This is a genomic window from uncultured Microbulbifer sp. (genome assembly GCF_947498635.1).
Lineage (GTDB): Bacteria > Pseudomonadota > Gammaproteobacteria > Pseudomonadales > Cellvibrionaceae > Microbulbifer > Microbulbifer echini.
In genome coordinates this window covers 63084-89113 of sequence record NZ_CANMKV010000006.1, presented here as the reverse complement: position 1 = coordinate 89113, position 26030 = coordinate 63084, and the positions used below count along the sequence as shown (strand labels likewise).

Here is a 26030-nt window from a genome sequence, read left to right as displayed (position 1 = left end):
AGATAAATTAGGGTATGGCCGCAAAATATACGACCTGTTTTTCTGCCCAATTACATTTACTAGGTACCAAAGGGCAAAATATGAAAACCTTCAAGCAGGCATTTGAAATCATTCGAGATGCAAAAAAATTTCATCTCGATATGGCTGACCTTTATGAGGATTTACATGATGAGTCTGAGGATTACCGAACTCAGCTACTCTTACAACATATGTTGGAACACGAACGTCGGATGGCAAGAAATTTATCAAACTACGGAGAAATTGTCCGGCAAAAGGTCATGGGGACCTGGTTACAATATACTCATGAAGAAAGTGCTGATGACTTTATTCGGAAGCTATCGCTAAGCAATCCTCCCACGATCAAAGAAATCAACAAATTAGGACGTGAAGTAGACCGCTACTTTTCAAGCCTGTATGAAGCCGTATATGGTGCGATAGAGTCTATGGAAGTCAAAGAAGTCTTCGAGGATCTGAAGCAAATTCAGGACAAAGAGCGTATTACTTTATCAATGGCCACCAACTCCCTTTGGGACATGTAAAAGAAAAGCCCGCATAATTTGCGGGCTTTTCTTGGGGCCCTGGCTTCAGGTGACAAAGTCACTCAAAACCAAACATCATGCCCAGATGCTACTTTAACCGTCAAAACTCATATTGTGCACGGAGATAGTAGAGCGCACCATTAAAGCCCATGGGTGCAGTCTCTGGGTATTCAGCGCCTGCAACACCGGACCAGGGGTTTTTGTCTGGGTAGTTATTAAACAGGTTCTCAGCCCCAGCGATCAGTGACAAGGAATCACTAAAGTCGTAAGCCCCTTCAATGTCCACTGTCCACTCATCACCAGCATCGATAGGCAAGCTGTAATCGTCCAGGTGCGCTTCCCAGTAACTACCGTAATAGTTCAGACGCACCAACCCGCGCCAGCCATCACCGGCATGGGAGACCGTGGCATTGCCGCGAATATTGGGAAGACCATCCTCCAGTTGTTGATGACGCATATCATCCATGGTGTCTGGATTAAAGTCCGTAACCTCGGTATCTGTCCAGTTGGCAGCGAAACTCAGGTCTGTAGCATCACCCAATGGATAGGTTGCGACCAAATCGATTCCTTGAGTTTTAGTGTCGAAATCATTGGTGTAGAACCGGAAGTACGACAGAGAATCCGCCCCACTGATACCATCAGCCACCAACTGCGCGCGCTCGGCATCACTCAGTAGCTGATCCGCTGACTGGGTAATTCGATCGCTTACCGCAATCTGGAAGTAGTCGAGGGTAATATCCCAATCTCCAGCAGCAATGATGGCACCAATAGTAAAGCTTTCTGACTCTTCAGGCTGTAATTGCTTACCACCTTTCAACTGGGCAATTGGGTTAGTTGGTGGGATAGTACCGAGATTTTCCAGCTGACCATTGGTAAAGGCTGTCGTCACATTACTAATATTTGACTGAGCTGGCGTGGGTGCGCGGAAACCTGTGCTGATTGTGGAGCGCAGAGCCAACCTATCGTTTACTACATAGTGACCCGATAACTTAAAGTTAGAGGTATCACCAAAATCGGAGAAGTCTTCCCAACGAATTGCTGCACCCAAGCGCAAATTATCGGTCGCTTCCAACTCAAAATCGGTATAGAGGGCAATATTATCGCGATCAAAAGTACCGACGACTTCCGGTCCAAATCCCGCGAAACCATTAGAGCCAATAATAAAGCCCTGCTCAGTCAAAGGCCCAAGCGTCCAGGAGGCCTCATCCCCCATATTGATTTCGAACTCTTCCTCTCGCCACTCGAAACCACCGGCCATATACAATGTCTTGCCGGAAATCTCAGTAGCCTTGGTCAGGTCAATATTAAAATTGGTTTCGGTTTGCGCATAACCACCAGGACTAAAGCTGGTAGGCGTATTCGGGCCCATAGTGGCATTTACAGTATTGTAGATATGGAAATCTACCTTGTTCTGCCCTCTACTGGCGCTCACATCGTAGCCAATACCATTGGAAAGCTCACCACGCAAACCGAAAAATATGGAGTAGTCTTCCAGATCACCACCAAAGCGAGGGGTAAAGCCGCCGGGAAACATCTCGGTGAAGGAGAAACACTCATCGAGATCGCGAGCTTCTGAGACACTGACGTTCTTGCAATTATCAATACCATTACTGGGATCTAAATCACCAATCAAGGGGTAGATCAGTTTTTTATCCTTAACCCCATCTCCATTTGAATCATACTTCTCCTCATAGGTAAAGACCCCTGCCCTATCTTCAGGGTTACGGAAATAGAATCCCCCATCGGTAGAGCGGCTCGCATAGTTACCAAAAGCATATAGTTCAAGGGCATCGCTCAGTTCAATGGCACTGTTGACAAAGAACTTGGTGTCATCATTCACTTCCGGCTGCCCCCAAACTTGAGCGGGACTGGCAATAGAGCTATTACCATCGGCAATCAACTGCGCGGCGTCATCCCGTTGGGTACTGCGGCTGGTGGAGTCCTGTTCACGATACTCCATGCTGAAGTTGATGAAGCCGGAATCGGTCAGCGGCAGGCCAAAGTTGGCGGCAACCATACTCTGGTCACCATCGCCCTCGGCAGTGGTGGCATGCTTCACTTCGACAGTGCCACCCTCGGCGGCATCTTTGAGCTGGAAGTTAATGACACCGGCGATCGCATCGGAGCCGTACTGTGCTGCGGCGCCATCGCGAAGAACTTCAACCTGCTTCAACGCTATCGCTGGGATAGCGGAAATATCCGGCCCCTGGGCACCATCCGAAACACCACTACCCAGGAAAGAGATCACTGAAGCACGGTGACGGCGCTTGCCGTTTACCAGAACCAGAGTGCTATCAGGTGGCAGGCCACGTAGGTTCGCCGGGCGCACAATCGATGCTGCATCCGAAATCGGTTTAGCATTCACATTGTAGGAAGGCACCACATTGCGCAGCAAATTGTTGAGATCACCATCGCCCTGATTGACAAATTCGTCACCGGTAACAATGTCGATCGGCGCTGAGGAGTCTGTAGCAGAGCGCCCTTCGACACGGGTACCGATGGTGATGACTTCCTCCAGAAGTGCATCCTCAGCAACCGCAGGGCTGGATACAGCGGCAATGGTCATTGCCAATAGCGATGGAGCGCCACAGGCCGCGAGCCAGCGCTTCTTATTTTCTGTCATGAAATAGCTACCCTGTTGATTATTGGTTTTATCTTCCAAGCCAAATAGACCAAGTTCCATCAGTGTGGAAAACCTATGTAACACACACAAGTACCCACCCAATAATTGATCGTTATAGTTCGAATAATTCACTCTTTGAGTTGAAGAATTCGAATGAAGATTATCCTCGTTCACAATCACTGCAAGAAGCGTGACACAGGTAGAAAATGCCACTAAAAATGAAAAATTAAAATACCTAAATAACAGATATTGATAATTTAAATCATGTCTAACTAGAAAATAATGCCATTTGTGACACTAAGGTAATTTGGACCAAACCAGAAAAAAGTGAATAGAGAGGAAGGAAGCCGGAATAAATATAATTTAATAAATCCGGCCATATAATGAATACTAACTGAAATTTCACCCAAAATAAAACAGTTCATCCTAAATAAACGGCATTATAGAAAGGAGCCTCTACCAGCTAATTTTGAACCTCATCCACATTGCACAATGAGGATCAAGTAGAAAACGTCTGACTGTCGCTAAGTGCATATTTCACAGCTTTACTCGCATGTATTTGGGTTGTATCCAGAAGTGGAACCGTCACATTGTCTTGAGAAACCAACAAACCAATCTCTGTGCACCCCAAGATTACCGCCTCTGCTCCTTGTGCTGAAAGTCGATCAATAACCTGTAAATACAACTCCCTGGATGAATCCAGCAATACCCCCTTACATAACTCTTCAAAGATTATTTTATGAACAGCGGCCCTATCAGGGGAATCGGGCACGATAACGGTTACCCCATATTTATCCTGTATGTACTCCCGATAGAAGTCTTGTTCCATTGTGAAAGCGGTTCCCAACAAGCCAACTTTAGTAATTTTTTTATTTAACAAAATTTCTGCTACAGCGTCGGCGATATGTAGGAGAGGGATATCTACTGACATAACTACTGATTTAGCCACTTTATGCATAGTATTTGTGCAGATGAGAATACAGTCCGCACCGGCCGATTCCAGGCACCTGGCCGCCTCAGCCAGAAGCTGCCCAGCCTCTTGCCAGTCGCCATTTTTCTGCAGCTTTTCCACACGGGCAAAGTCTACACTGTATAAAATAATCTCTGCAGAATGGAGACCACCGAGATAGCGATTAACTCCCTGGTTAATCAACTTATAATAAAGTTGTGTACTCTCCCAACTCATCCCCCCCAATAATCCCACCTTTTTCATGGATCCCTCACATGACTTCAAAAAATGAGCACTTAAGCTATGTCAATTTATGGAGGGATACAACCTTCCTTAAACGATCGACAATCGAGAGCATATGCTTACTCAATCGATTCAGTGGAATCTAGGGCCATACAGGATGCAATCAGATTTTTTTTACTAAAGTTATAGCCTGAAAGGAGCGCCATCATATTCTCTCTACCGAGTAGACGACGAGTAATTTCCTTAAGGGAAATTCCCTGCCTCCCTAACTCCTGAGCGGAGCTGGATAAATTAAGTAGGTAATCGTACTTATCCTGAAGCCGCTTTTTTCCATTCTCCACCATGCCCCGGTGTGGACAAAGGATAAGTTCAAAATCATACTCAAGTACCCTACGTATACTCTGCATTAAGATTGGAATACTCTCATCTTTACGCAGCATTTTCAGATGGCTGGCAACATAGAGATCTGCTGTAAAAATCCAACCTCTGTTCTCCATTAAGTAACAGGTCATATCTTTAGCATGCCCTGGAGCAGAAATGGCGATCACTTTTTCACCGGCAATACGTAAATCCTTGGGTAATACCGCAGCTTCGGCCAGACCCGCCGCACCCCATATCAAGCGCTGCAATGGCGATATATGGAAGCCCCGTTTAAGAATTTCAACTGTTGCTTTCGGGGCCCGGGGTTGAATGCCCGTTAACTTATAAATGGAACCGGCATTACCACTATGGTCTTCATGGTGATGCGTTAGTAAAAGCTGCTTAAAGGGCTTATTTCTTACAAACCACTTGATGTATTTCCACTGATTACTAGGACCGGTATCAACAATAGTGTCTTTTAAACGATAAACAATAAATGTAGTGTTGATTCCAAAGTCAAACCTACCAACCCTCTGCGCATCGAGATCTTTATAGTCAAATGAGTCAATGACCGACACACATCCTCCAACACTTAAAATCGAATAATCAATAAGACTAAAGCTCTAAGATAGTTAGCTCCCAGGATCAGCGACCATAAATATCTGTTCATTCCGATTAATAAAGTGACATTCTCGACATAGTACACAGAGCTTTATTAATCGGGTAGGTCGAAAGGTCTATAACTGGCGCCGACAACATTCGTGACCCAAGGTCAAGCAACCTGAAAACTTCCAGCTCAATGAATACTCTATTCTGTCAACTCCAGGCGCATTTTTAACCCAATTTTAGACGTGGCACCACTCGTAACCCATGCGACCCTTCCATCACTGCCGACAATAATCATTGTTGGTGTGACTCTAACTCCCCAAAGTGTACTAATTCTACTCTGGGGATCATTAATGGTTGGGAACTTCAAATTATGCTTTTGCATATACTCCTTCACTACCCGCTCTTCTCCCGACTGCATAGCGACTCCTATTACCTGATAATCCCGTGCCAGCTCAGATATTTTAGGTGATACTATCCGGCAGTAAGGACACCAGGACCCCCAAAAATATATAAGGACAGGTCCCTGTTTAATCATCTGCTTAAGATCCAGAAAATTGCCATTTAATGTATGGCCTTTTAACCCTGGAGCCTTTTCTTTTGGAACATCCCGTTGCTGATAATAGGCGACCGATGCCATCACCATAATAGCCAGCATAGTAAATACCAATGTTTTTACTGACATCCGATACCAGTGGATTTGCACCACTAACACCTCCTCCCTTTATATTGCATTTAACCCTGAAAATCTTATCAAAAATAGTATCCCTGCAAGCTTTTCATTACCGAACCCCTACTCTTTATTTGACGTATTTCTACCATCAAATAAATCAGCTATCATGTATTCCTGTAATATCTGCGGCAATATTTCCGGATCTTTGGCTCCACCAGGATACCAGGCATAAACCGGTATTGAATTTCTCCCCAAGGCGGCTAGAGACTCGGTAATTTGTGGGTCGTCACGAGTCCAATCGGCTCGCAAGAGCAAAACGTTATTATCTTTAAAGAGCTGTAAAACGGTTTCCTTATCCAGTACTCGCCGCTTATTTACCTGGCAGGTAACACACCAAGCCGCTGTATAGTCGATAAAAACAGAGCGTTTTTCCTTTTGCGCTTGTTTGAGTAATGTCGGATCATACTTCTGCCAGCCGATAGAGGCCGATATAGTTTGCTGTTCATTTCTTTCTAAGATCAAAAATCCAGCAGGTAGGCTAAGTAACAAGAGCCCCCATGAAATGGCCCTAACAAAACCTGTGTAATTACGGATCATCCAGAGTGCGACGGTTACCAGCAGTACCATGGAGGTGCCCAGCAACCAACCCTCTTCCCCTTCCATGCGCCCAAAAATCCAAAGAAGCCAAATGACTGTGGCGTAGAGGGGAAATGCCAATAGTTGGCGAAGTTTGTCCATCCATGGTCCTGGTGATGGGAGCCGATCCAGGAGAGGGGGACTTGCGCAAAGAATAACAAATGGGGCCGCCAAACCTAGCCCCATGCAAATAAAAATAAGTATTGCCTCTATGGGGGGCAATACAGTTGCACTGCCAAGAGCGACCCCCATAAATGGCCCGGTACAGGGCGCCGCAACGAACACCGCTAGCGCACCGGTGCCGAAGGTTCCTCCTCGACTAAGGCCGGCTACTTTTACCAGGTGATTACCAAATTCAAAGACACCGTGAAAAGACATGGCCATCACCCAGAACAATACAATCAGACTCATTACCACTGCGGGTGACTGCAATTGAAACCCCCAGCCAATAGAGGCCCCTCCCGCACGCAGGATTAAGAGTATTAAACCTAGGAGCGTAAAGGTAAAAATAACTCCAGAGGCATATAACATCCCTTCACGCAGTCGCGTTCCGGTATTCCCCCCCTCGCCGATCAGTCCTAGTAACTTGATAGAGAGTACAGGGAAAACACAAGGCATCAGATTTAAAAGCACGCCTCCAGCGAATGCCGTAAGAATAATTAACCACAATGGCCTCCACTGTGCCTCGGATAAAGGGCTTGAAAACGGTACTTGATTTAATTGCCAGGCGCGATTTCCATCACTTAATACGAAGCTAGCCGTCTTTGGTAAGGTTGAGTCCGGTAGGCGCGCAAAGACATAGATCAAAGACTTATCATCTCTTTGCAGGACCGGCTTGGCAGCCGAGAATACTTTTCCATCGACAGGAAAAACTTCCGCTGGCTTATCTAACTCTACAGACTCGATGAACAACCGGATGCGTTTGTTTCCTTGAGCTGCCAGATTGCCAAGCCTCCAGGGACTACTTTCTTCCGAGGATGGCACTCGTTGAGCAAAATAATTCCGTATCTTCAAGTCTTCGGGAGACCATTCAGACTGACCTCCTACAGGGCGCGCCAATGTCATTGACCCAAAACCAGGTATGCATTCGATTTTGCACACCAACCATTCAATATCAACGCTCAGTAAGACTTGTTCCCTACCCGGCTTGGGCGTCAAATCAAACAGATAAGCTACATTTCCCTCATAACCCAAATTAGTGAGGTGCTCTATTTTAATTCGAGTGGGGAAGGGCCACTCTATTGGCCCAGCGCTTGCCCCCACTTCCTCAATTACAAACTGGGGTGCCGCACCCGAATCGCCTGGGTTTCGCCAATATACATGCCACCCTGACTCTACGATAAAATAGAGGCCAATTTTTTCGGTAGATTCTCGTGCAAAACTGGAAGGCGCCAACCAGCGTATCTGCACATGATCGGCAGTTACCACCTCCTGTGCATAAGTGAAGGAGCTCCAGTAAAAAGCCAACAATGTAAAGGCTATCTTCAAGAAAAACTTGATGTTATACACACGATTTTCCTTGAGGCTGAAGAGCCTTTGCGCAATTTCGAGATACCTAGAACCTCCTGCGATGCCTAAACGCTGTAAACCAAGAATTTATTACCAGGGAGATATCAACACTATACTCCGAGATAACCACTTTAGATCATTAATATATAATCAAATATTATCTTCCGTATGCCCACGCTGACACTTAAAGATGGACGCCATCTCCGATACGACATCTACGGCGATCCCACTGGATTTCCGGTGATATTTAATCATGGCTTCTCTGATTCAAGATTAATACGAAATCCCGACAACACACTCACTACGGCTCTTGGCGTTAAAATGATAGCTGCCGATCAACCCGGAGTCGGCGGTTCATCCCCAAAAAGGGGGCGAAAAATGGTTGACTGGGGTAAGGATATGGAAGAATTAGCAAATCACCTAGCGCTGGATTATTTCTCTTTGCTAGGACACTCTGGCGGAGCACCCCACGCGCTTTCTGTGGCTTATCATTTGCCTGATAGAGTTCATAAGATATCCCTTGCTTCCCCTGTTGCTCCATTGGGCAAAGCGGGAATTGCCGCTTTATTGAAGAACCGCGATCTAAAACTGATAGCAAGACTGCACAGAATTCCCTTTCTGATCAATTGGATTTGTAAAGTAGCCTCCAAAAGCGCCAGAAATGATATTAATCGCTTTATTCAGCAAACTGCGCGTGAAGATCCCTCGGATGCCGCTACTCTATTGGGAGACCCCAGTTTCACAGCAATGTTCAAAGCATCTTTCAGCACCGGCATGAACCAAAAGGGAGAAGGACTTTACGAGATGATTATGGCGCTTTGGGATTGGGGTTTTGAGCCTAACGCCATCCAGATTCCGGTTGAAATTTTTTTTGGAGATGCTGACGATATCCTTGATTATAAAATGCCCCTGCATCTTGCCAAGATGCTCCCACTCTGTACTACACATACTTGGCCTAAAGCCGGCCACTATGGATTCCTAAATCGGGATAACTGGTCCGAGCTACTAAGCTCAGTAATATAAGAGTTACTTCTGGATCCATCTCTCCCCTCTAGCCCCAGCATACCTAATATTCAGCTGAGACTGGTTGCCCCACGCTGATGGGCACCAAATTAGAAAGAAAGTCATCAGTGGCTATATCCCAGGAAAATGTTTTTGCTCGAGCAATGCAGTCATCCGAGTTGTACAAAAGAGCTCGCTGAATAGCTACGGCTAAATTCTTATCCATAGCGCCTACAGGGGCATCACCAATAATATCCCTAGGCCCCGTTACGGGATAGGCGGCTATAGGTAGCCCACAAGCAAGCGCTTCTAAATTCACCAAACCGAAAGTATCGGTTAATGATGGAAAAACAAATACATCAGCTCCGCTATAGCACTCGGTCAGCGCCTTACCCTCTTTGACACCAAGGTAAATCACCTCTGGAAATTTATTCTTCAGATCACCCAACTGAGGTCCATCGCCAACAATTACTTTGGTGCCAGGAGTATTGATCGATAAAAATCTATCCAGAGATTTTTCTACAGCAACGCGACCAACGTTCAACATGATCGGTCTAGGCAAACCGGAAAAAACATCTGTTTTAATAGGATGAAATTTATCTAACTCGACCCCTCGCCGCCAACGAACAACCCTTTCAATACCGAGAGCTCTTGCTTCATTCTCCATACTCTCTGTTGTCACCATGGTTTGAGATGCAGCCTGATGAAACTTAACCAATAGCTTGTGCAACCAATTGACCGGGATTTTATAGCGAAGGGAAGCATACTCCGACAATCTGGAAAGCCAGGAGGTGGTGAATTTCAACTCCCGCTTTTTACAATAGCCTTGCATTGCAAAGCCAATAGGCCCCTCTGTCATAATATGAATCGCATCTGGGGCAAAATCATCAACAATACGTGTGAGCCGTGATCCTGGAAATATGGCAACACGAATCTCTCGATAGCCCGGCAAGGGAATAGAGAAAAATTCATCTACTGATACAAGTTTAACCTGGTGCCCCCGCACAGCTAGTTCTTTCATCGTTTTCTCAAGAACCCTTGACACACCATTCAGCTGCTTTGGATAGGTATCTGTAGCAATCAATATCTTCATACCTGGAAATCTCTATCCACTTAGATAAAATGACAATTCAATCTAACACCTCTAATCCAAAACCTGAGGTCAGTTAACACCTACCATTCTGAAAGACACGGAATTTTATCCTGATCACATCGACTGGAATATTTCCTTGCGACCTGCTCTACCTCTGTCATAAGCTCTTTATTTAGTGTTGTCGGTTTTAAGCCCATCTCCAGCAACTGATCATTAATTACCAGTAGATCATTCTCAGCGGACTCCTTTCTTGGATTATCCAGATAAGCAATACCTACACCGGTTTTCTCTGCGATCAATTGAGCTAAGTCCCTGACCCGGTGAATCTCTGTCATCTGATTTAATATTTTTACTCGGTCTTTCTTTTCTGGTGGATGTTCAATCGCTAACTGAATACAGCGGCACGTATCCTGTATATGGATAAAAGCACGTTTCTGACCACCTGTTCCATGTACCGTAAGCGGATAATTAATGGCCGCCTGCATGAGAAAGCGATTCAATACGGTACCGTAGTCACCATCGTAATCAAATCGATTGATTAGATACTCATCTCTCCGGGTTTGTGGTGTTTGAGTACCCCAAACAATTCCCTGATGTAAATCCGTGATACGCAGTTCATCATTTTTATTATAAAAAGAAAAAAGTAACTGATCCTGAGCTTTGGTCATGTGATAGATAGAGCCAGGATTAGAGGGATACAGTATTTCTCCATCAGTAACTTTTCCACCCTCTTCAACCTGTACTTTAAGGTAGCCTTCCGGAATTTTTATACCCGCTGTACCGTATCCATAGACACCCATTGTGCCTAAATGAACAAGATGTATGTCCAATTTACTTTCGACAATCGCCGCAAGAATATCGTTTGTTGCACTTAGGTTTTTATTAACAGTCAAACGCCTGTGGCCGGATGACTTCATAGAATAAGGCGCTGATCGCTGTTCAGCGAAATGTACTATAGCCTCTGGTTTTTCCGTAATCAGTAATTCTAAAAGCCTGCGATACTCTTTACCAATTGAGATAGTAATATGCCGAATCTTATTGCCCGACACGTCCCGCCAAACTTTAAGTCGCTCACCGAGAGGCCGAATAGGTGTCAGCGATTCAACCTCCAACTCTATATCTGTTTTTCTTCTGGAAAAGTCATCGACAATAATTACTTCATATCCCGCTTCAGAAAGATGGAGAGATGTCGGCCACCCACAGAATCCGTCCCCACCAAGAACTAGTACCTTTCTCACCCTAACCTCTTCCCTTTGACAAGAAATGACTTTATACCCGGAGTGAGCCCCAACACCTAACCAGCCCCAGATAATCCCCAGATACTCGATACGGCTTTATATCAATAATTGACCTGGCCTCCGGCTATCACCGCAAGTAGGGATTTATGACCTGATCTCCCCTACTGTTACGGCTTCCAATCCAAGAGCAAAATCCATTCGCCTATTGGTGACTCTCATTGACTGCCTTTGCACCGGTTTACCCCGCCAAACATGACAGCTAAATCTAATAGAACTATCTCACTCTTTGCCGTGTGAAATATATGGCGACAAAGAATGAAATTGCGCCAATGAAAGGAATATGACGCCAATTTTTTATTTTCCATTAACTGACAAAGGATTAAGCCCGACATTCTGAAAATGAACGCCACGCATTTCGGAGGTATACGCCAATGGGGGCGCTATTCGATAACGTAACCTCTATTAAAGACAGGCAATCATTTTTGATTATGGCAATTGATATAACAATAGTTACACAACCACTCTACCGCTTGAACCATTAGTCCCCAGGCAAGCTCTCCTTTGGGAAGGCTCCCGATAAGCGGAACAACCTTGCAAACTAATTTTGGGAAACTTGCTCCAGGATTTTTAACACAAATTAATCTCCACTTGGATAAGAGACTCATTGCTGATGGGGCAGCCTCGAGGCAGCTTTACCAGGCCTCCCTGTCACCGAAAAACAACTTTTTTATTTTCTTCAAAATTGGGAACTCCAAATACAGATACGACAACTAAGACATGTAAGAAAAATACAACAGGTCTGTGCAAATGCGCAGAGGGTTATGGGCAAAAATAAATAATCGGGGTCGTTCGCGGGGCATTAGCCCTAGCATAGTGCAGTCGCCACCTGAAAAGGGCGCCCTCACTAAATCTCCCATTTTTTGTGCCTAACAACACTTTCGAATAAACCGTTAGTGTCGTGCAGGGATGCATTTTAACTTTATCGAGATGCTCCTTGTGAGATTAAAGAGGTCTACACTTTCCGCCTCTTTAGCATTTTTTCCTGCGACTGGCTGGGCAGCTACAGGAAGAATTTTTATGCTGACTACCTGGGCATCTCAATAAGAATTCTACTCCATATATATCTATTGAGTACCGGGAGATATCGCTGATGATTTCCAAAAGACACCTATTGCCTATTTCCCTGGCAATATCTGCCCTAACATTTACCGCACCGCCGACATTTGCGGATTTTGGTTCCAAACACGATAAACACAGGGTGCCTAAAAGTGCGAGAAAAGGCCCGCGACCGCAAAGACAGCAACCTTTTGATTTCAGTGCCATCTTTAACACCGTACAGATTCTCGAGGCTGGCGCGGTAGAAATTCATCTCGGTGGCCACATAGATCAGGCTGAGCTGGAGGCCATGGACCCTATCGAAGCCTATGTGCACGCCTTTGAGGAAGGTGATGAATTGTTTGAAATGAACTACAACGCCCTAGATGGCGTGGGAGTGAATGTCGGCAACGGCAAACGCTTTACCAGCTTCCCGCGCCCTGACCTCAGGGGCCCAAAAGCCTGGGCTAACATCCTACCGCACCGGGCAACCGGCCCCAATGGTGACTCCTGTATCAGTTGCCACAATGTTCCTGTCGCCGATGGTGGCGGTGGCGTGAGTGACAATGTGATCCGTATGGATCCGGAGCGCAAACAGAAGGGCTTCATTGAGCGGAATTCCCCCCACCTGTTTGGTATGGGCGCAGTACAGTTGGTCGCCGAAGAAATGACTACAGAGCTGCACTCTTTAAGAGACCAAGCCGTGGCAGACAGCTGTACCTCTGGCAATGACGCCACTGTGGAAATGGTGGCTAAAGGGGTAAACTTTGGTGAAATCGCCGTCTCCTGTGAAGAGGTTAACTATGACAACCTCGTCGGCATCAACACAGACCTCGTTGTACGCCCCTTTGAGTGGAAGGGCTTAACCGGCTTTGTGCGCGCTTTTGTACGGGGTGCCGCACACCAGGAACTTGGCATGCAAGCCACCGAGCTAGTGGGCGATGCCGACAGTGATTTCGATTCTATTACCAATGAGCTGAGCATTGGGGATATCACTGCACTGGCGATCTATAACGCAGCCCAACCGCGCCCTGTCACTAAGCTGGAACTCAACACTGTTGTCAATACCCTCAACGAAGAAGAACAAGCGACCTACGGACTCCCACTCAGCGAGGCAGATATCGCCAGCATTCAAAATGGTGAAGAAGTTTTCAATTCTATTGACTGCGCCTCCTGCCACTCCCCGAAAATGGAAGTAGCCTCTCCGGTTTTCTACGAACCGTCAAAGCACGCCAGTTATCGTGACGAAACTTATCCCGCCGGGAATATCGCCGGGCTGCCCAGCACCTCCCTGCAGTTCAACCTGCTTACCGATATTCTCGATAACCCCCAGGAACTACCCTCTGGTCAAACGCTGGGACAATTTGAAGAAACCGAAAGTGGTGGGGCAATCGTACGCCTCTATGGAGACCTAAAACGCCACGATATGGGCAGATTTCTCGCCGAGGAGTTTGATGAAGGGAACGTGGGAGCCTCTGTCTTTCTCACCGAAAACCTTTGGGGGGTAGGTTCTACTGCGCCCTACCTACACGATGGCCGCGCCACCACCATGACAGAAGCCATCCTGTATCACGGCGGTGATGCACGATCCAGTAAGGAGCAGTTTGAAGCCCTTAGCGATGCGGACAAAGCCGATCTCTTAAGTTTCCTGGATAACCTGGTGCTCTACCTGGCTCCAGAATAAGTCACAAAAAATCCGCTCTGCAAGCGGGGCAGGCCAGCTGGCCTGCCCCGCTTATTTGTATCGACGCTGACTTTACTTCGGCCCCGCAAACCTTAGCACCTGCCTATAAGTTGTGGCGGCAATGCCACTCCTCCAGCGACTCATCTGGATAGCCATCGAACAGCTTATCCCCTGCTCGAATATCCGGCTCCACCCATTCTTTGGCAAAGGCCAGCAATAGATGAGTTCGCTCGGGGGGGACGGGTAAGGCGGTATCGATTGCAGAGGCCAATGGGTGCACCAACTCGGGCCAGCGCGGGTCCCACAGCCAGAGGGCACTGCCACATTTTGAACAAAAATGGCGTCGTGCCGGACTGATGTGAATGCCGTCTGAGGCATTTTCAAGCCGAGCCTGATAGACCGATATATACTCTTCTCCCCTCACCGTCATCGATTGGTAATCCCCGCCAAGGTTTACCGCATAACCGCCGCCCCCGGCGGTCTTACAGCAAATCGAACAGTAACAGCGGCAAAAGGGATAAGACTGTCGGCACTCAAGACTAAAGCGCACCGCCTGACAGTGACAGGAACCATTGAGTTTCACGGTCAAATCTCCCGGTTCAAAGACCTTCCTGTATTTAGGCTAGACTGGTTAGCGGTCCCATAATCAAGGTTTATGCCGCCATGCCTATCGATAAAACCGTCAGACACGATAAATGGGAAGCTCAAGAGTATGTAAAGTCCTCCACCATGCAATGGCGCCAGGCTATGGAGGCCATTCAGCGCTGTAACTATCAAGATGCATCAATGATTCTCGATGTCGGTTGTGGCGATGGTAAAATTACCCGTTACCTGGCCGAACGCCTCAACAATGGCAGGATTATCGGTGTAGATCTCACTGAGGATATGATTCGCTACGCACGCACTGCTCACGACGGGGTACTCAATCTATCCTTTGAGCAGATGAGTGCCGATGACATTCAGTTTGACGAGCCGTTCGATATTATTTTTTCTTTCAGCTGCTTACACTGGGTGGCTGACCAGAAAAAAGTCTGGGATGGTTTCTACAAGCACTTAAAAAAAGGTGGCCAAGTTGTGGCCGGCTTTCAGGTTGATCATGAACATTTCTGGGATACAGTGTACGAATTCCAAAACAGTCAACGGTGGCAACCTTATTTTGAGAATTTTTCCGATCCCTACAACCATTACTCCCTAAAAGAGATGCGCACTTATATCGAGGAGGCCGGGTTCTACCTCCCCAGGATAGATGAAATCCATCATGTGGAAAACTTTGGCACCCGAGAAACACTCACCACATTCTTCTTATCTTGGGTGCCTCAATTTCGGCATCTGCACAAGCCACAAAGACAGGAGTTTTCCCAGCAGGTGATGGATGCCTACTATCAAAAAATTCATCCGCAGATGCGCGAACAGGCGGGAGTACGAATTAAGCGATTTATTATTAAAGCCGATGCATAAAATACTTTAGCTCGTTCCCGCAAAGATATTGATATTCAGCATATATAAAAAAACCTACATATATTTGACACTGTCAATGATTGCTTACGCATCTAATTGATCAACATTGCCGATCAGATAGGCAAAACCAGGCACATCAGGGCAGGATATATTTTACTTTTATTATCTATAGCCCACCGGGCAGGAAAGTTAGAAACGGGCCATTGTATTTAAGTCCACCTTCAAACACGAGGCAATCAGATTTCTCTTGCAGAAATTATAACCAGTCATAATACTGAGCAGCCCCTCTTTTCCTAATAAACGGAAAGTAATCTGGTCTAATGGTAGGCCCTGCTTTTCAAACTCTTGGGCGTCTGCGGAAAGGTTCAAAATATACTCATACTTTTTATTCAATTGCTGCCAACCATCTTCCACAACCCCCCGGTGTGGGCAGAGAATAACGTCGAAGGGGTGTTCCAGCACACTCTTAATACTGTTTAGTAATGTGGGAATATTTTCATCGATGCGTAAAAATTTTAGGTAATTGGCAATAAACAGATCTGCGCTGAATAGCCAACCTCGTTCCGGTAAAAGGTAGCAGGTCATGTCTTTGGCATGTCCGGGGCTAAACAGGGGCTCCACTTTATCTGGGCCAATGCTTATATCTTTAGGTAAAAGCGCAACGTCGGCTTTTCCGGCGCTACCCCAGAAGAGTTTTTGCATCGGGGGAATGCGGAAACCTCTTTTTAATATATCTATCGTTAACTCTGGAGCATAAGCCTGTACACCGGTGATTTTTTGAATCGCGCCAGCGTTTCCGCTGTGATCCTCGTGGTGGTGGGTAAGCAGCAACTGCCTAAGAGGCGCACTTTGAATAAATGGCTTGACATATTGCCATTGGTTACTGGGGCCAGTATCGATAACCGTACCTTTGAGCCTATAGACAATAAATGTGGTATTGACCCCCAGATTAAAGCGCCCAACCCGCAGCGCATCGAGATCCTGGTAGCGAAAAGATTCACGTACAGACATGGGGTACCCTCTAAATCAGTGGACGCTATTCTTATGCGATTACAGAGCGGATGGTATTGCAATTCCCTTGAAATTGAGTGACATATTAATACTCCACCTCGTTTGATGTGGGCTTTGAGCCTTTGTGAATTAATTCCTGCTAGCTATATGCCCAAACAGTCTGATTATTATTTATTCCACCTAAAAACAATTCCCATACATTCACTATTGATATGCATGACATGGAGTAAAAGCAACCTACAATAGGCAATGGTCTTTATACAGCAATTAAGCAGAGGTACCCCATTAAACTTCTCACCAGTCAGATTCCAGCTTCATGAAAAGTACCTTTAAGCAAATGGGAAATTATTTAGCCCACTTAGATCGAAGTCTACTTAAGTGGGCTCATCAACACGACTTTAGAAATCCCCAACTTATAAAACTACTAATCCGAATTGGAGATGCACCTTTCTGGATACTTTCAGTAGTTTTTTTTGCCGCCGCCGGTGAGCTGTTTAGCAATATGCGCCTGGAAAACATCTCCATCCTGTTAATGTTTGCCCTGATTGTCAGCAATATTATATTTAATCCAATAAAAATTCACTTTAAAAGGTTACGTCCTTACGCCAACAAGGACCTGCAAAAAAAACTCGGCATTCAAATCACCAACAGAGATCTGAGTACCGGCTCTAAAGAGTCAGAAAGCTTTCCCTCCGGCCATGTACTATGGACATCAGTCAGCGTAATTGTTATCTGCAGCCAATTAGGCTGGGTGTCGGTGCTAGTATTGGGCTGGCTAATTCCTGCAATACTATTTCTACGTCCTTATCTGGGTGTTCATCACCCCAGCGATGCTTTGGCCGGCCTTCTTTTAGGTATAGCTGTCAGTGCACTAACCATCTATCTGTCTCCTTCATTAATTAACCTATTACGGTATGTGAAAGAGCACTATTTACTGATTTATGTCTACTGGTTGTGTATCACTGTATTTCTATTCATTGGCTTTAAACTTTGGTCACGCAGAGTCTGATGCTCGTTAGCCTCAACTTATTGACAGCACGTCTAAAGAAACTACTTCTATTTCGTTCTCTGTATAACGCCAACACAAATTGAAACCGCACAGTGCCATACCATAAATACGCTGTGGATCGTTTTTCTGATAGGCAGGCCTGGGGTCCTGAGCTAGTACCTGCTCAATTAACCTCGGCAGATTGGTACCCCAGTCATCTTTATAAGCTTTGGCTTGGTGAAGAATCGCTTCTGGGATATTTACTGCGGTTAATGTGGGGGCGGCATCAGCAAAAGCACTTTCCGCATGGTGCAGGGCATCGGCGTAAGGCACGTAGGGCTTGATATCCAACACCGGTGTGCCATCCACCAGATCGGCACCACCCACGATCAACTCTACTTTTGGAGAGATGCGCACCTCCAGTAGACGAACTACTGAGAGGCCTATGTTATTTGGACGAAAAGGGGAGCGTGTGGCGAGAACGCCAAGTTTTTTGTTGCCGCCGAGGCGCGGGGGGCGCACCTTGGCGGACCACTGCCCAGCGGCTTGGTGAAATTGGAAAACCACCCAAATATGGCTGTTTTCCTCAAGGCCGGCAACTGCTTCCGCGATATTCAGCGGAGGCAGCAGTTCGATACAGGCGCGACTGGCATCGGCAAGCTGGGGCTGCCGGGGAACGCCAAATTTTTCACCAAAACAAGAGTGCACGCGCGCAATAGGCTCAACAACCATAAAACTTCCAGGCAAGCAGTAATGAGCCGGGCATTTTAAACCAGTTACCGGGGTTTACTGATCAATACCACCAAGACACAGATATTTTATTTCCAGGTAATCCTCTATACCGTATTTAGAGCCTTCTCGCCCTTGGCCGGACGCCTTCACACCACCGAATGGAGCCATTTCATTAGAAATAATCCCCTCGTTTACGCCCACCATGCCGTACTCCAGTGCCTCAGACACCCGGCAAATTCGCCCAATATCGCGAGAGTAAAAATAAGACGCGAGACCGAACTCAGTATCATTGGCCATGCGGATTACTTCTTCTTCAGTCGAGAATTTGAACAAAGGCGCAACCGGACCAAAAATTTCTTCTTTAAACAGCTGCATTTTTTCATTGGCATCGCCCAGCACCATAGGCGCATAGAACTGTTCTCCCATAGAAGCTGGGCCGCCGGCAACCAAAGTCTTAGCGCCTTTTTGTAATGCGTCTTCTACCAAGCTCTCGACTTTTTGTACCGCTTTGACAGTAATCATAGGCCCGATATCTGTGCCATCGGTAAAACCATTACCCATGGTGAGCTTATTCACCGCCTGGATAAACTTCTCTGTAAATGCTTCATAGACCCCTGCCTGAACAAAAATACGGTTTGCGCACACACAGGTTTGTCCGGCATTGCGATATTTACAGATGATGGCGCCTTTCACCGCCTCATCCAGGTCCGCATCATCAAAGACAATAAACGGCGCATTACCGCCCAACTCCATGGAGGTTTTCTTCATGGTTTCGGCACATTGTGCCTGCAGCTGCTTGCCTACCCCCGTGGAACCAGTAAAAGTGAACTTGCGTACCAGGGGATTCCTGGTCATCTCGATACCGATATCTTTGGCAGACTCTCCTGCCACAATATTGAAAATACCGGAGGGAATACCCGCTTCTTCCGCCAACACCGCCAACGCCAGGGCTGACAGCGGTGTCTCATGAGCCGGCTTGGCGATAAACGGGCAACCGGCAGCTAGTGCCGGAGCCACTTTGCGGGCAATCATGGCATTGGGGAAATTCCACGGAGTGATTGAGCAGGTGACTCCCACCGGCTGCTTGATCACCACGATACGGCGGTCGTTGGCAGGTGGGGCTATGACGTCCCCGTAAGCGCGCTTGGCCTCTTCGGCAAACCACTCGATATAGTTGGCACCGTAGACAATCTCAGTACGCGATTCGGATAGTGGCTTGCCCTGTTCCGCGGTGAGAATTTTAGCCAGGTCTTCGGTATTGTCGATAATCAGGTTGTACCAGCGCCGCAGCAACTTGGCCCGTTCCTTGACCGGAGTCGCGGCCCAGGCGGGCCAGGCAGCATTGGCCGCCTCGATAGCACGGCGGGTTTCCTCGGCACCGAGGTTAGCTACGCTGGCAACCACCTTGCCGGTAGCGGGGTCGGTAACATCGAAAGTGTTGCCGGAATCAGCATCGATCCACTGGCCATTAATATAAGACTGGGTGCGCAGCAGCGCGGGGTTATTCAGCTCCAGCATCGCCATCTCCTTATGGTGTCTTCCCTGATCCCGGTCAACACCGCGATCAACCGCTAAGGATAGTAACCCGTAATGTGCCCCCCGCAGTGCAACACTAGGGGGGGATTGACGACACTATGACTGACTGACGTTTACAGCATTATTTTTTCTTTTTCACAAACTTCATCAAACGACGCTTTTTGGCCTTTTGTCGGTCGGTCAGTTTATTTTTATTGCCCGCATAGGGGTTACTTCCGGTGCGGAACTCGATTTTCACCGGCGTGCCATGCAGATCCAGGGCCTTGCGGAAAGTCTTTTCCAGGTAGCGCACATAGTGCGCCGGCACCTGCTCGGTCTGGTTTCCGTGGATCACGATCACCGGCGGATTCTGACCCCCAGCGTGCGCATAGCGCAGCTTAATACGGTGTCCGTGCACCAAAGGTGGTTGGTGCTCACTAACCGCCCATTGCAGGATACGTGTGAGGTGGTTGGTGGAAAGCTTGTCCGTAGCGCTCTGGTAGGCGGCCTCGATAGACTCGTACAGGTGTCCGACACCGGTACCGTGCAGCGCGGAAATAAAGTGCACATCGGCAAATTCAACAAAGCGCAGACGGCGCTCCAATTCCGCTTTCACATAGTCGCGGTGATCGGCCTCCAAGCCATCCCACTTGTTCAGGGCCACCACCAAAGCGCGTCCGGCCTGAATCACACTGCCCATCAGGTGCATATCCTGATCCACCAGGCCTTCGCCGGCATCGACCACCAAAACCACTACATTGGCGTCTTCCACCGCCTGAAGGGTTTTGACGATAGAGAACTTCTCGACGGTCTCTTTGATATTCTTGCGGCGGCGAATACCCGCGGTATCGATCAGCGTGTAGGGCTTCTCGTCTCGCTCGTAATTGATATAGACACTGTCGCGAGTGGTGCCCGGCTGGTCGTAAACCACCACGCGGTCCTCGCCGAGCAGGCGGTTAACCAGGGTGGATTTACCCACATTGGGGCGTCCGACAATGGCGATTTTAATACCGGTGGCCTCTTCGGCCTCCTCTTCCACTGCCGGTTCAGGCAGATCCTCCACCACACGCTGCATCAGGCTGCGTACGCCGCGGCCGTGAGTGGCCGTGGTTGGGAATAGTTCGCCAATACCCAGTTCATAGAAGGGCGCAAGGGCAATATCCGGGTTGACCCCATCGACCTTGTTGGCAACCAGGAAGGTCGGCTTAGAGCGGGTGCGCAACCGCTCGGCAATCATTTGATCCGCTGGTGTCAGGCCATCGCGGCTATCCACCAGGAACAGGACGATATCGGCCTCTTCAATGGCCTGCATGGATTGCTGCGCCATGGCCGCATCGATACCCTCTTCACCGCCGGAAATACCGCCGGTGTCGACGAGGAGTAGCTTGTGCCCATCGACTTCGGCCTCGCCGTATTTGCGATCGCGGGTCAAACCGGCGTAGTTGGCCACCAAGGCGTCGCGGCTCTTGGTAAGACGATTGAACAGTGTGGATTTGCCCACGTTGGGGCGCCCGACCAGGGCGATAACTGGCAGCATAGAATTCTGGCTTTAGCCTAATAAATAAATACAAACGCCCGCACGGGGCGGGCGATTTCAATTCGCCTGCAGTGCAGGCTCCTTTTGCGGGCCTCAGCCCGTTGGCGGACTCACGCCCGCCAAGTCAATACTGTGCGATTAACTCTGTGCGAGGCGCAGGGCAACCAGTTTACCGTCGTCCGAGAGGACAAACAGCAGGTCGCCATCCACCAGCATGGGGATTCGAATCGCGTCGCCATCGACCTCTTCACGGCCGATGAACTGGCCGGAGTTGGGATCGAGAACATGTAGGTAACCTTCGAGGTCGCCAACAACAACAACATCCTGAAAGTAAGCCGGGCCACTCAACTCACGCCGCAACAGTTCGTTGTTGCTCCAAGTAATCTGGCCCGCGCCCACATTGTAAGCGTACACACTGCCTGAGGCTCCGCTCAGGAAGACGTGACCACCACCGACAGCCAACCCGTGGTGCGTAGAGGCATCGCGCGCCCAGAGACCACGTCCGTTTTCCTTGGATAGAGCGACAACGCGCCCCTGGTAACTGGCAGCAAATACCAGGTCACCGCGTACTACCGGCGATCCATCAATATCCACAACCCGCTCCAGCTCGGCGGAACCCTGGGGAATGGCGACACGTTGCTCCCAGCGGGGAATACCGTCGCGCGCATCCAGGGCAACCAATTTGCCGTTGTCGAGACCGGCGATCACCAGACCACCGCTGATTACGGGCGCCGCGGTGCCGCGCAGGGTAAGAACCGGCAAGGTGGTGTTGTGACTCCACAACTCCTCACCATTGCTCGCATCGAGCCCTACCAGCTTGCCGTCAACGGTTTGCAAAACGACAACACCGGAGCCAACCGCAGGGGCGGAGACCACTTCACCAGATACCTGATATTTCCACAGCTCTGCGCCGTTATTCAGGTCCAGAGCCACAGCGCGACCGCGGTAGTCCACCACCACGGCAAGGCCCAGGCCGACACCAACGCCACCGCTCAACTCAATATCCAGGTCGGTTTCCCAGTGGGGTCTACCACTACTGCGATCGAAAGCGGTGATCTCACCATCGCTGCTAGCGGCTACCAACTTGCCATCGGCCAGTCCGGGCTGCAGCATGGCGTAGCGTTTCTCATCGATACTGCCCACATCAGCGGACCAGACTTCGCGTAGCTCAACACTGGTGGTGATATCCGCCAGTTCCACCGGCTCAACATCTTCCTTGCTCTCATTGGAGGCGCAGGCACCCAGGGCTACCGCCAGGGCAACCGCGGCCGTGCGCCCCGCTGCGCGATTCAGAAATCCCATCACTCGTCTCCCTCAGGTGCTGGTTCGCTTTGCTTCTGTTCCTGCTCATCACCACTGGCTACGGCCAGACTATCAACTTTGAGGCGCAGCAGCTGAGTACTACCCGCCTGCTCTGGCAGTAACTCAGAGAGCGCCTGCTCATAGGCGCTGCGCGCACCGGCGTCATCGCCTTTCTGCCTGAGAATATCGCCGCGAGTCTCGGAGTATAGGGCGGCAAAAGCCGGAGGCACGCTGCCCCCGATCATTTTTAACGCTTCATCCGGGTTGCCGCGCGCGGCAATCACGGTGGCCAGGCGGCGCTTGGCCAGCAGCTCCAGGGCGCTTTCCTTGGTATTGTCGAGTACCCACTCCAGCTGCGCTTGTGCCGCCTCCAGATCATTGTTGTCGGCGGCGATGGCAGCCAGGCGCAGGGAAGCCTGACTGGCATAAATGCGGCGGCCAAATTCATTTTTCAGCTGCTCGGCGAGGGATTTCGCGGTGGTCAGCTGCTTGTTGTCCGGCTGACCATTGTTGGCGGAAACCGCTTCGATAAAGCCCTGGTAGAGGTCGGAAGCCGCCTCTGCCTTGGCGCGCTGGTCGCCCTGCCACCACTGGTAGCCAAAATAGCCAACCAGAGCCAGGACCACACCGGTAACGATGCCCCTGCCGTTTTCCGCCCACCAGCGCTTCAGCGTTTCTATTTGTTCTTGTTCGGTAAGATGCTCAGACATTGGGTAAATCGCCTTTCCTGTGGTTTTCTAACTTTCCCGGCGGGGGGATCTCCGCCACCCTGAGTATTTGAATCAGCCCTGCAGCAATGCCGCCAGCTCTGTCAGTGCGAGAGTCTGCTGCTGTTGGTCGGAACGCAGATACTTCACGGTTATCTGACCGTTTGCAGCCTCATCTTCGCCAATAATCAGTGCGTAATCGGCACCGCTTTTATCGGCTTTCTTCATTTGGCTCTTAAAGCTCCCACCACCACAGTGCGCCTGCAGGCGCAGCCAGGGCAGATCGTCGCGCAATTGCTCTGCAGCGGCCAAGGCGGCTGATTGTACATCACCCACAGCCACCAGGTAGGCATCTACCTGTTGCACCAAGCTCTCGGGCAGCACATTCAGGGTCTCCAGCATCAGAACCAGGCGTTCGGCACCGAGGCCAAAGCCCACCGCTGGCGTGGATTTACCCCCCATCTGTTCCACCAAACCATCATAGCGGCCGCCGGCACAGACGGTACCCTGGGCACCGAGGCTGTCTGTAACCCATTCGAAAACGGTTTTGCCGTAGTAGTCGAGACCGCGCACCAACTTGGAATTGATCTCGTACTTCACTCCCGCCGCATCCAGCAACGCGCGCAGCTGGGTGAAATGGGCGGCGGATTCCTCGTCGAGGAAGTCCAGTAGACAGGGCGCATCAGCAAGCAGTTCCTGGGTTTGCGCATTTTTACTATCGAGAATCCGCAGGGGATTGCGCTCCAGACGGCGCTGGCTGTCTTCATCCAGCAGCTCGCGGCGTTCGCTCAGGTAGACCACCAGGGCATCGCGGTAGGCGGCGCGGCTGTCGGAGTTACCCAGGGAGTTCAACTGCAGGGTGACCTGTTCACTAATACCCAGCTGACGCCACAAACGAGCAGTCATAATCAGAATTTCCGCGTCGATATCCGGGCCTTCAATGCCGAATACTTCCACACCAAATTGGTGAAATTGGCGCAGACGCCCCTTCTGCGGGCGCTCATAGCGGAACATGGGACCGAAATACCACAGGCGCTGGGGCTGGATCAGTAGATTACTCTGGATCGCCGCGCGCACGGTGCCGGCAGTTCCCTCCGGGCGCAGGGTGACACTGTCACCGCTCTTGTCCTCGAAGGTGTACATCTCCTTTTCGACAATATCGGTGGCCTCGCCTACCGCGCGGCTGAACAGCTGGGTCGCCTCCAGGGTAGGCGTGCGGATCTCGCTATAACCGTAGCGACCAAAGAGTTCACTCAGGGTGGCTTCCACATACTGCCAAGCCGGGGACTGTTCCGGCAGCAGGTCGTTCATGCCGCGAATTGCGCGAAGTTGTTTCAACGCTGTTCCTTAATATCTAATTTCTCAATACAACGATTCGGATGCGACGCCCCAGGCTGGGCCCGTTACGCCTTGGCAATAATGTCCGCTTCGCGCTCAGCCTTGGCTGCCGCTTTTTCACGGATCAGGCGCTCCAGGTCATCCACCAGATTCTCATTCTTGAATTTTCGGTCCGGCTGTCCGTCTACATAGACGGCGTGACTCGGGGTACCACCGGTAAGGCCGATATCCGCCTCCTTCGCTTCGCCGGGACCATTGACGATACAGCCGATCACCGCCACATCCAACGGTGTGGTGACATCCTCCAGGCGCGTCTCCAGCTCGTTCATGGTTTTTACCACATCGAAATTCTGGCGCGAGCAGCTGGGGCAGGCAATAAAGTTGATGCCCTTGTTGCGCAGGCGCAGGCTCTTGAGTAAGTCCCAGCCCACCTTGACCTCTTCCACCGGGTCCGCCGCTAGGGAGACGCGCAAGGTATCGCCAATGCCATCGAGCAGCAGAGCACCGAGACCGATTGCGGATTTGACCGTGCCGGCGCGCAGGCCGCCAGCTTCGGTAATCCCCAAGTGCAAGGGCTGCTCAATCTGCTGCGCCAGTTTGCGATAGGCGGCGGTGGCCATAAAGATATCTGAGGCCTTTACGCTGACCTTGAAGTCCTGAAAGTTCAGACTGTCGAGGATATCGACATGGCGCAGGGCGGACTCCACCAGGGCATCGGGAGTGGGCTCGCCGTATTTTTTCTGAAGGTCTTTTTCCAGGGAACCCGCGTTCACGCCGATACGAATCGGAATATTCAGGTCGCGAGCTTTATCTACCACCGCGCGAATGCGCTTTTCACGGCCGATATTACCGGGGTTGATGCGCAGGCAATCTACACCCAAATCGGCCACGCGCAAGGCGATGCGGTAATCGAAATGAATATCCGCTACCAACGGGACATTCACCTGTTTTTTTATTTCCCCGAAAGCCTCGGCGGCCTCCATGCTGGGCACGGAGACCCGCACAATATCGGCACCGGCGTTCTCTAAGCGCTGAATCTGGCCCACAGTGGCGGCCACATCACAGGTTTCGGTATTGGTCATGCTCTGCACCGAGATTGGGGCATCGCCCCCAACCGGCACATTACCTACCATGATCTGGCGCGACTTGCGGCGGACAATGGGAGATTCAAATTGCATAGGCTGACCTGGCA

Annotated in this window: 21 protein-coding genes; 5 read left to right on the top strand and 16 right to left on the bottom strand. The window is 49.4% G+C overall.

Going from position 1 to position 26030, the window contains the following annotated elements; genetic code table 11:
* Positions 1-14: 14 nt before the first annotated feature.
* Complete coding sequence (locus Q1A69_RS04640) at positions 15-539, top strand: hypothetical protein (RefSeq protein WP_299581809.1); 525 nt, start codon at positions 15-17, stop codon at positions 537-539.
* Positions 540-639: 100 nt separating this feature from the next.
* Here Q1A69_RS04640 and Q1A69_RS04635 read toward each other — a convergent pair whose 3' ends face one another.
* The 5 genes from Q1A69_RS04635 to Q1A69_RS04615 form a co-directional block, all read right to left on the bottom strand.
* The gene (locus Q1A69_RS04635) at positions 640-3162 is read right to left on the bottom strand and encodes a TonB-dependent receptor (RefSeq protein WP_299581806.1); all 2523 of its coding nucleotides are present in this window, start codon (positions 3160-3162) and stop codon (positions 640-642) included.
* 499 nt (positions 3163-3661) lie between these two features.
* Positions 3662-4375, bottom strand: a complete 714-nt coding sequence (locus tag Q1A69_RS04630) for an aspartate/glutamate racemase family protein (RefSeq protein ID WP_299581803.1) — start codon at positions 4373-4375, stop codon at positions 3662-3664.
* 98 nt (positions 4376-4473) lie between these two features.
* Complete coding sequence (locus tag Q1A69_RS04625; protein ID WP_299581801.1) at positions 4474-5292, bottom strand: MBL fold metallo-hydrolase; 819 nt, start codon at positions 5290-5292, stop codon at positions 4474-4476.
* A gap of 230 nt (positions 5293-5522) precedes the next feature.
* Complete coding sequence (locus Q1A69_RS04620) at positions 5523-6029, bottom strand: protein disulfide oxidoreductase (protein ID WP_299581798.1); 507 nt, start codon at positions 6027-6029, stop codon at positions 5523-5525.
* Positions 6030-6113: 84 nt separating this feature from the next.
* Positions 6114-8138 (bottom strand): thioredoxin family protein, encoded by a 2025-nt coding sequence (locus tag Q1A69_RS04615; RefSeq protein WP_299581795.1) that lies wholly within the window; start codon positions 8136-8138, stop codon positions 6114-6116.
* Positions 8139-8306: 168 nt separating this feature from the next.
* On the opposite strand from Q1A69_RS04615, the gene Q1A69_RS04610 reads away from it, so the two are divergent.
* On the top strand, positions 8307-9161 hold the full coding sequence (locus Q1A69_RS04610) for an alpha/beta hydrolase (protein ID WP_299581792.1): 855 nt from the start codon (positions 8307-8309) through the stop codon (positions 9159-9161).
* Between the two features lie 43 nt (positions 9162-9204).
* On the opposite strand, the gene Q1A69_RS04605 is transcribed toward Q1A69_RS04610, so the two are convergent.
* On the bottom strand, positions 9205-10233 hold the full coding sequence (locus tag Q1A69_RS04605) for a glycosyltransferase family 1 protein (RefSeq protein ID WP_299581789.1): 1029 nt from the start codon (positions 10231-10233) through the stop codon (positions 9205-9207).
* Between the two features lie 80 nt (positions 10234-10313).
* Positions 10314-11471, bottom strand: coding sequence for an NAD-dependent epimerase/dehydratase family protein (locus tag Q1A69_RS04600; protein WP_299581786.1), 1158 nt, complete (start codon positions 11469-11471; stop codon positions 10314-10316).
* Between the two features lie 1150 nt (positions 11472-12621).
* Between Q1A69_RS04600 and Q1A69_RS04595 the strand changes: the two genes are divergently transcribed.
* Positions 12622-14250, top strand: a complete 1629-nt coding sequence (locus Q1A69_RS04595) for a di-heme oxidoredictase family protein (RefSeq protein WP_299581783.1) — start codon at positions 12622-12624, stop codon at positions 14248-14250.
* Positions 14251-14353: 103 nt separating this feature from the next.
* On the opposite strand, the gene Q1A69_RS04590 is transcribed toward Q1A69_RS04595, so the two are convergent.
* Positions 14354-14833: a GFA family protein gene (locus tag Q1A69_RS04590; protein ID WP_299581780.1), complete on the bottom strand. Its 480-nt coding sequence runs from the start codon at positions 14831-14833 to the stop codon at positions 14354-14356.
* An 80-nt stretch (positions 14834-14913) separates the two neighbouring features.
* Here Q1A69_RS04590 and Q1A69_RS04585 point away from each other — a divergent pair, with 80 nt between their 5' ends.
* The gene (locus tag Q1A69_RS04585; RefSeq protein ID WP_299581777.1) at positions 14914-15708 is read left to right on the top strand and encodes a class I SAM-dependent methyltransferase; all 795 of its coding nucleotides are present in this window, start codon (positions 14914-14916) and stop codon (positions 15706-15708) included.
* 189 nt (positions 15709-15897) lie between these two features.
* Here Q1A69_RS04585 and Q1A69_RS04580 read toward each other — a convergent pair whose 3' ends face one another.
* On the bottom strand, positions 15898-16719 hold the full coding sequence (locus tag Q1A69_RS04580) for an MBL fold metallo-hydrolase (protein ID WP_299581774.1): 822 nt from the start codon (positions 16717-16719) through the stop codon (positions 15898-15900).
* 316 nt (positions 16720-17035) lie between these two features.
* Between Q1A69_RS04580 and Q1A69_RS04575 the strand changes: the two genes are divergently transcribed.
* On the top strand, positions 17036-17728 hold the full coding sequence (locus tag Q1A69_RS04575) for a phosphatase PAP2 family protein (RefSeq protein ID WP_299581771.1): 693 nt from the start codon (positions 17036-17038) through the stop codon (positions 17726-17728).
* A 12-nt stretch (positions 17729-17740) separates the two neighbouring features.
* On the opposite strand, the gene tsaA is transcribed toward Q1A69_RS04575, so the two are convergent.
* From tsaA to ispG, 7 genes are all read right to left on the bottom strand, one after another.
* Entirely contained in the window at positions 17741-18439 is a 699-nt protein-coding gene (tsaA, locus tag Q1A69_RS04570; RefSeq protein ID WP_299581768.1) for a tRNA (N6-threonylcarbamoyladenosine(37)-N6)-methyltransferase TrmO, read from the bottom strand.
* Between the two features lie 54 nt (positions 18440-18493).
* Positions 18494-19957: an NAD-dependent succinate-semialdehyde dehydrogenase gene (locus Q1A69_RS04565; RefSeq protein ID WP_299581765.1), complete on the bottom strand. Its 1464-nt coding sequence runs from the start codon at positions 19955-19957 to the stop codon at positions 18494-18496.
* A 139-nt stretch (positions 19958-20096) separates the two neighbouring features.
* A complete protein-coding gene (gene der, locus Q1A69_RS04560) occupies positions 20097-21491 on the bottom strand; it encodes a ribosome biogenesis GTPase Der (protein ID WP_299581762.1) in 1395 nt (464 codons plus the stop codon).
* Positions 21492-21629: 138 nt separating this feature from the next.
* Positions 21630-22793 carry an outer membrane protein assembly factor BamB gene (bamB, locus tag Q1A69_RS04555; protein WP_299581760.1) on the bottom strand — a complete coding sequence of 388 codons (1164 nt, stop codon included), beginning with the start codon at positions 22791-22793 and terminating at the stop codon, positions 21630-21632.
* The gene (locus tag Q1A69_RS04550; RefSeq protein ID WP_299581757.1) at positions 22793-23503 is read right to left on the bottom strand and encodes a tetratricopeptide repeat protein; all 711 of its coding nucleotides are present in this window, start codon (positions 23501-23503) and stop codon (positions 22793-22795) included. The genes bamB and Q1A69_RS04550 overlap by 1 nt, the downstream gene beginning before the upstream one ends.
* 72 nt (positions 23504-23575) lie before the next feature.
* Positions 23576-24838 carry a histidine--tRNA ligase gene (gene hisS, locus Q1A69_RS04545; protein ID WP_299581754.1) on the bottom strand — a complete coding sequence of 421 codons (1263 nt, stop codon included), beginning with the start codon at positions 24836-24838 and terminating at the stop codon, positions 23576-23578.
* Positions 24839-24903: 65 nt separating this feature from the next.
* The gene (ispG, locus tag Q1A69_RS04540) at positions 24904-26016 is read right to left on the bottom strand and encodes a flavodoxin-dependent (E)-4-hydroxy-3-methylbut-2-enyl-diphosphate synthase (protein WP_299581751.1); all 1113 of its coding nucleotides are present in this window, start codon (positions 26014-26016) and stop codon (positions 24904-24906) included.
* Between the last annotated feature and the right edge of the window lie 14 nt (positions 26017-26030).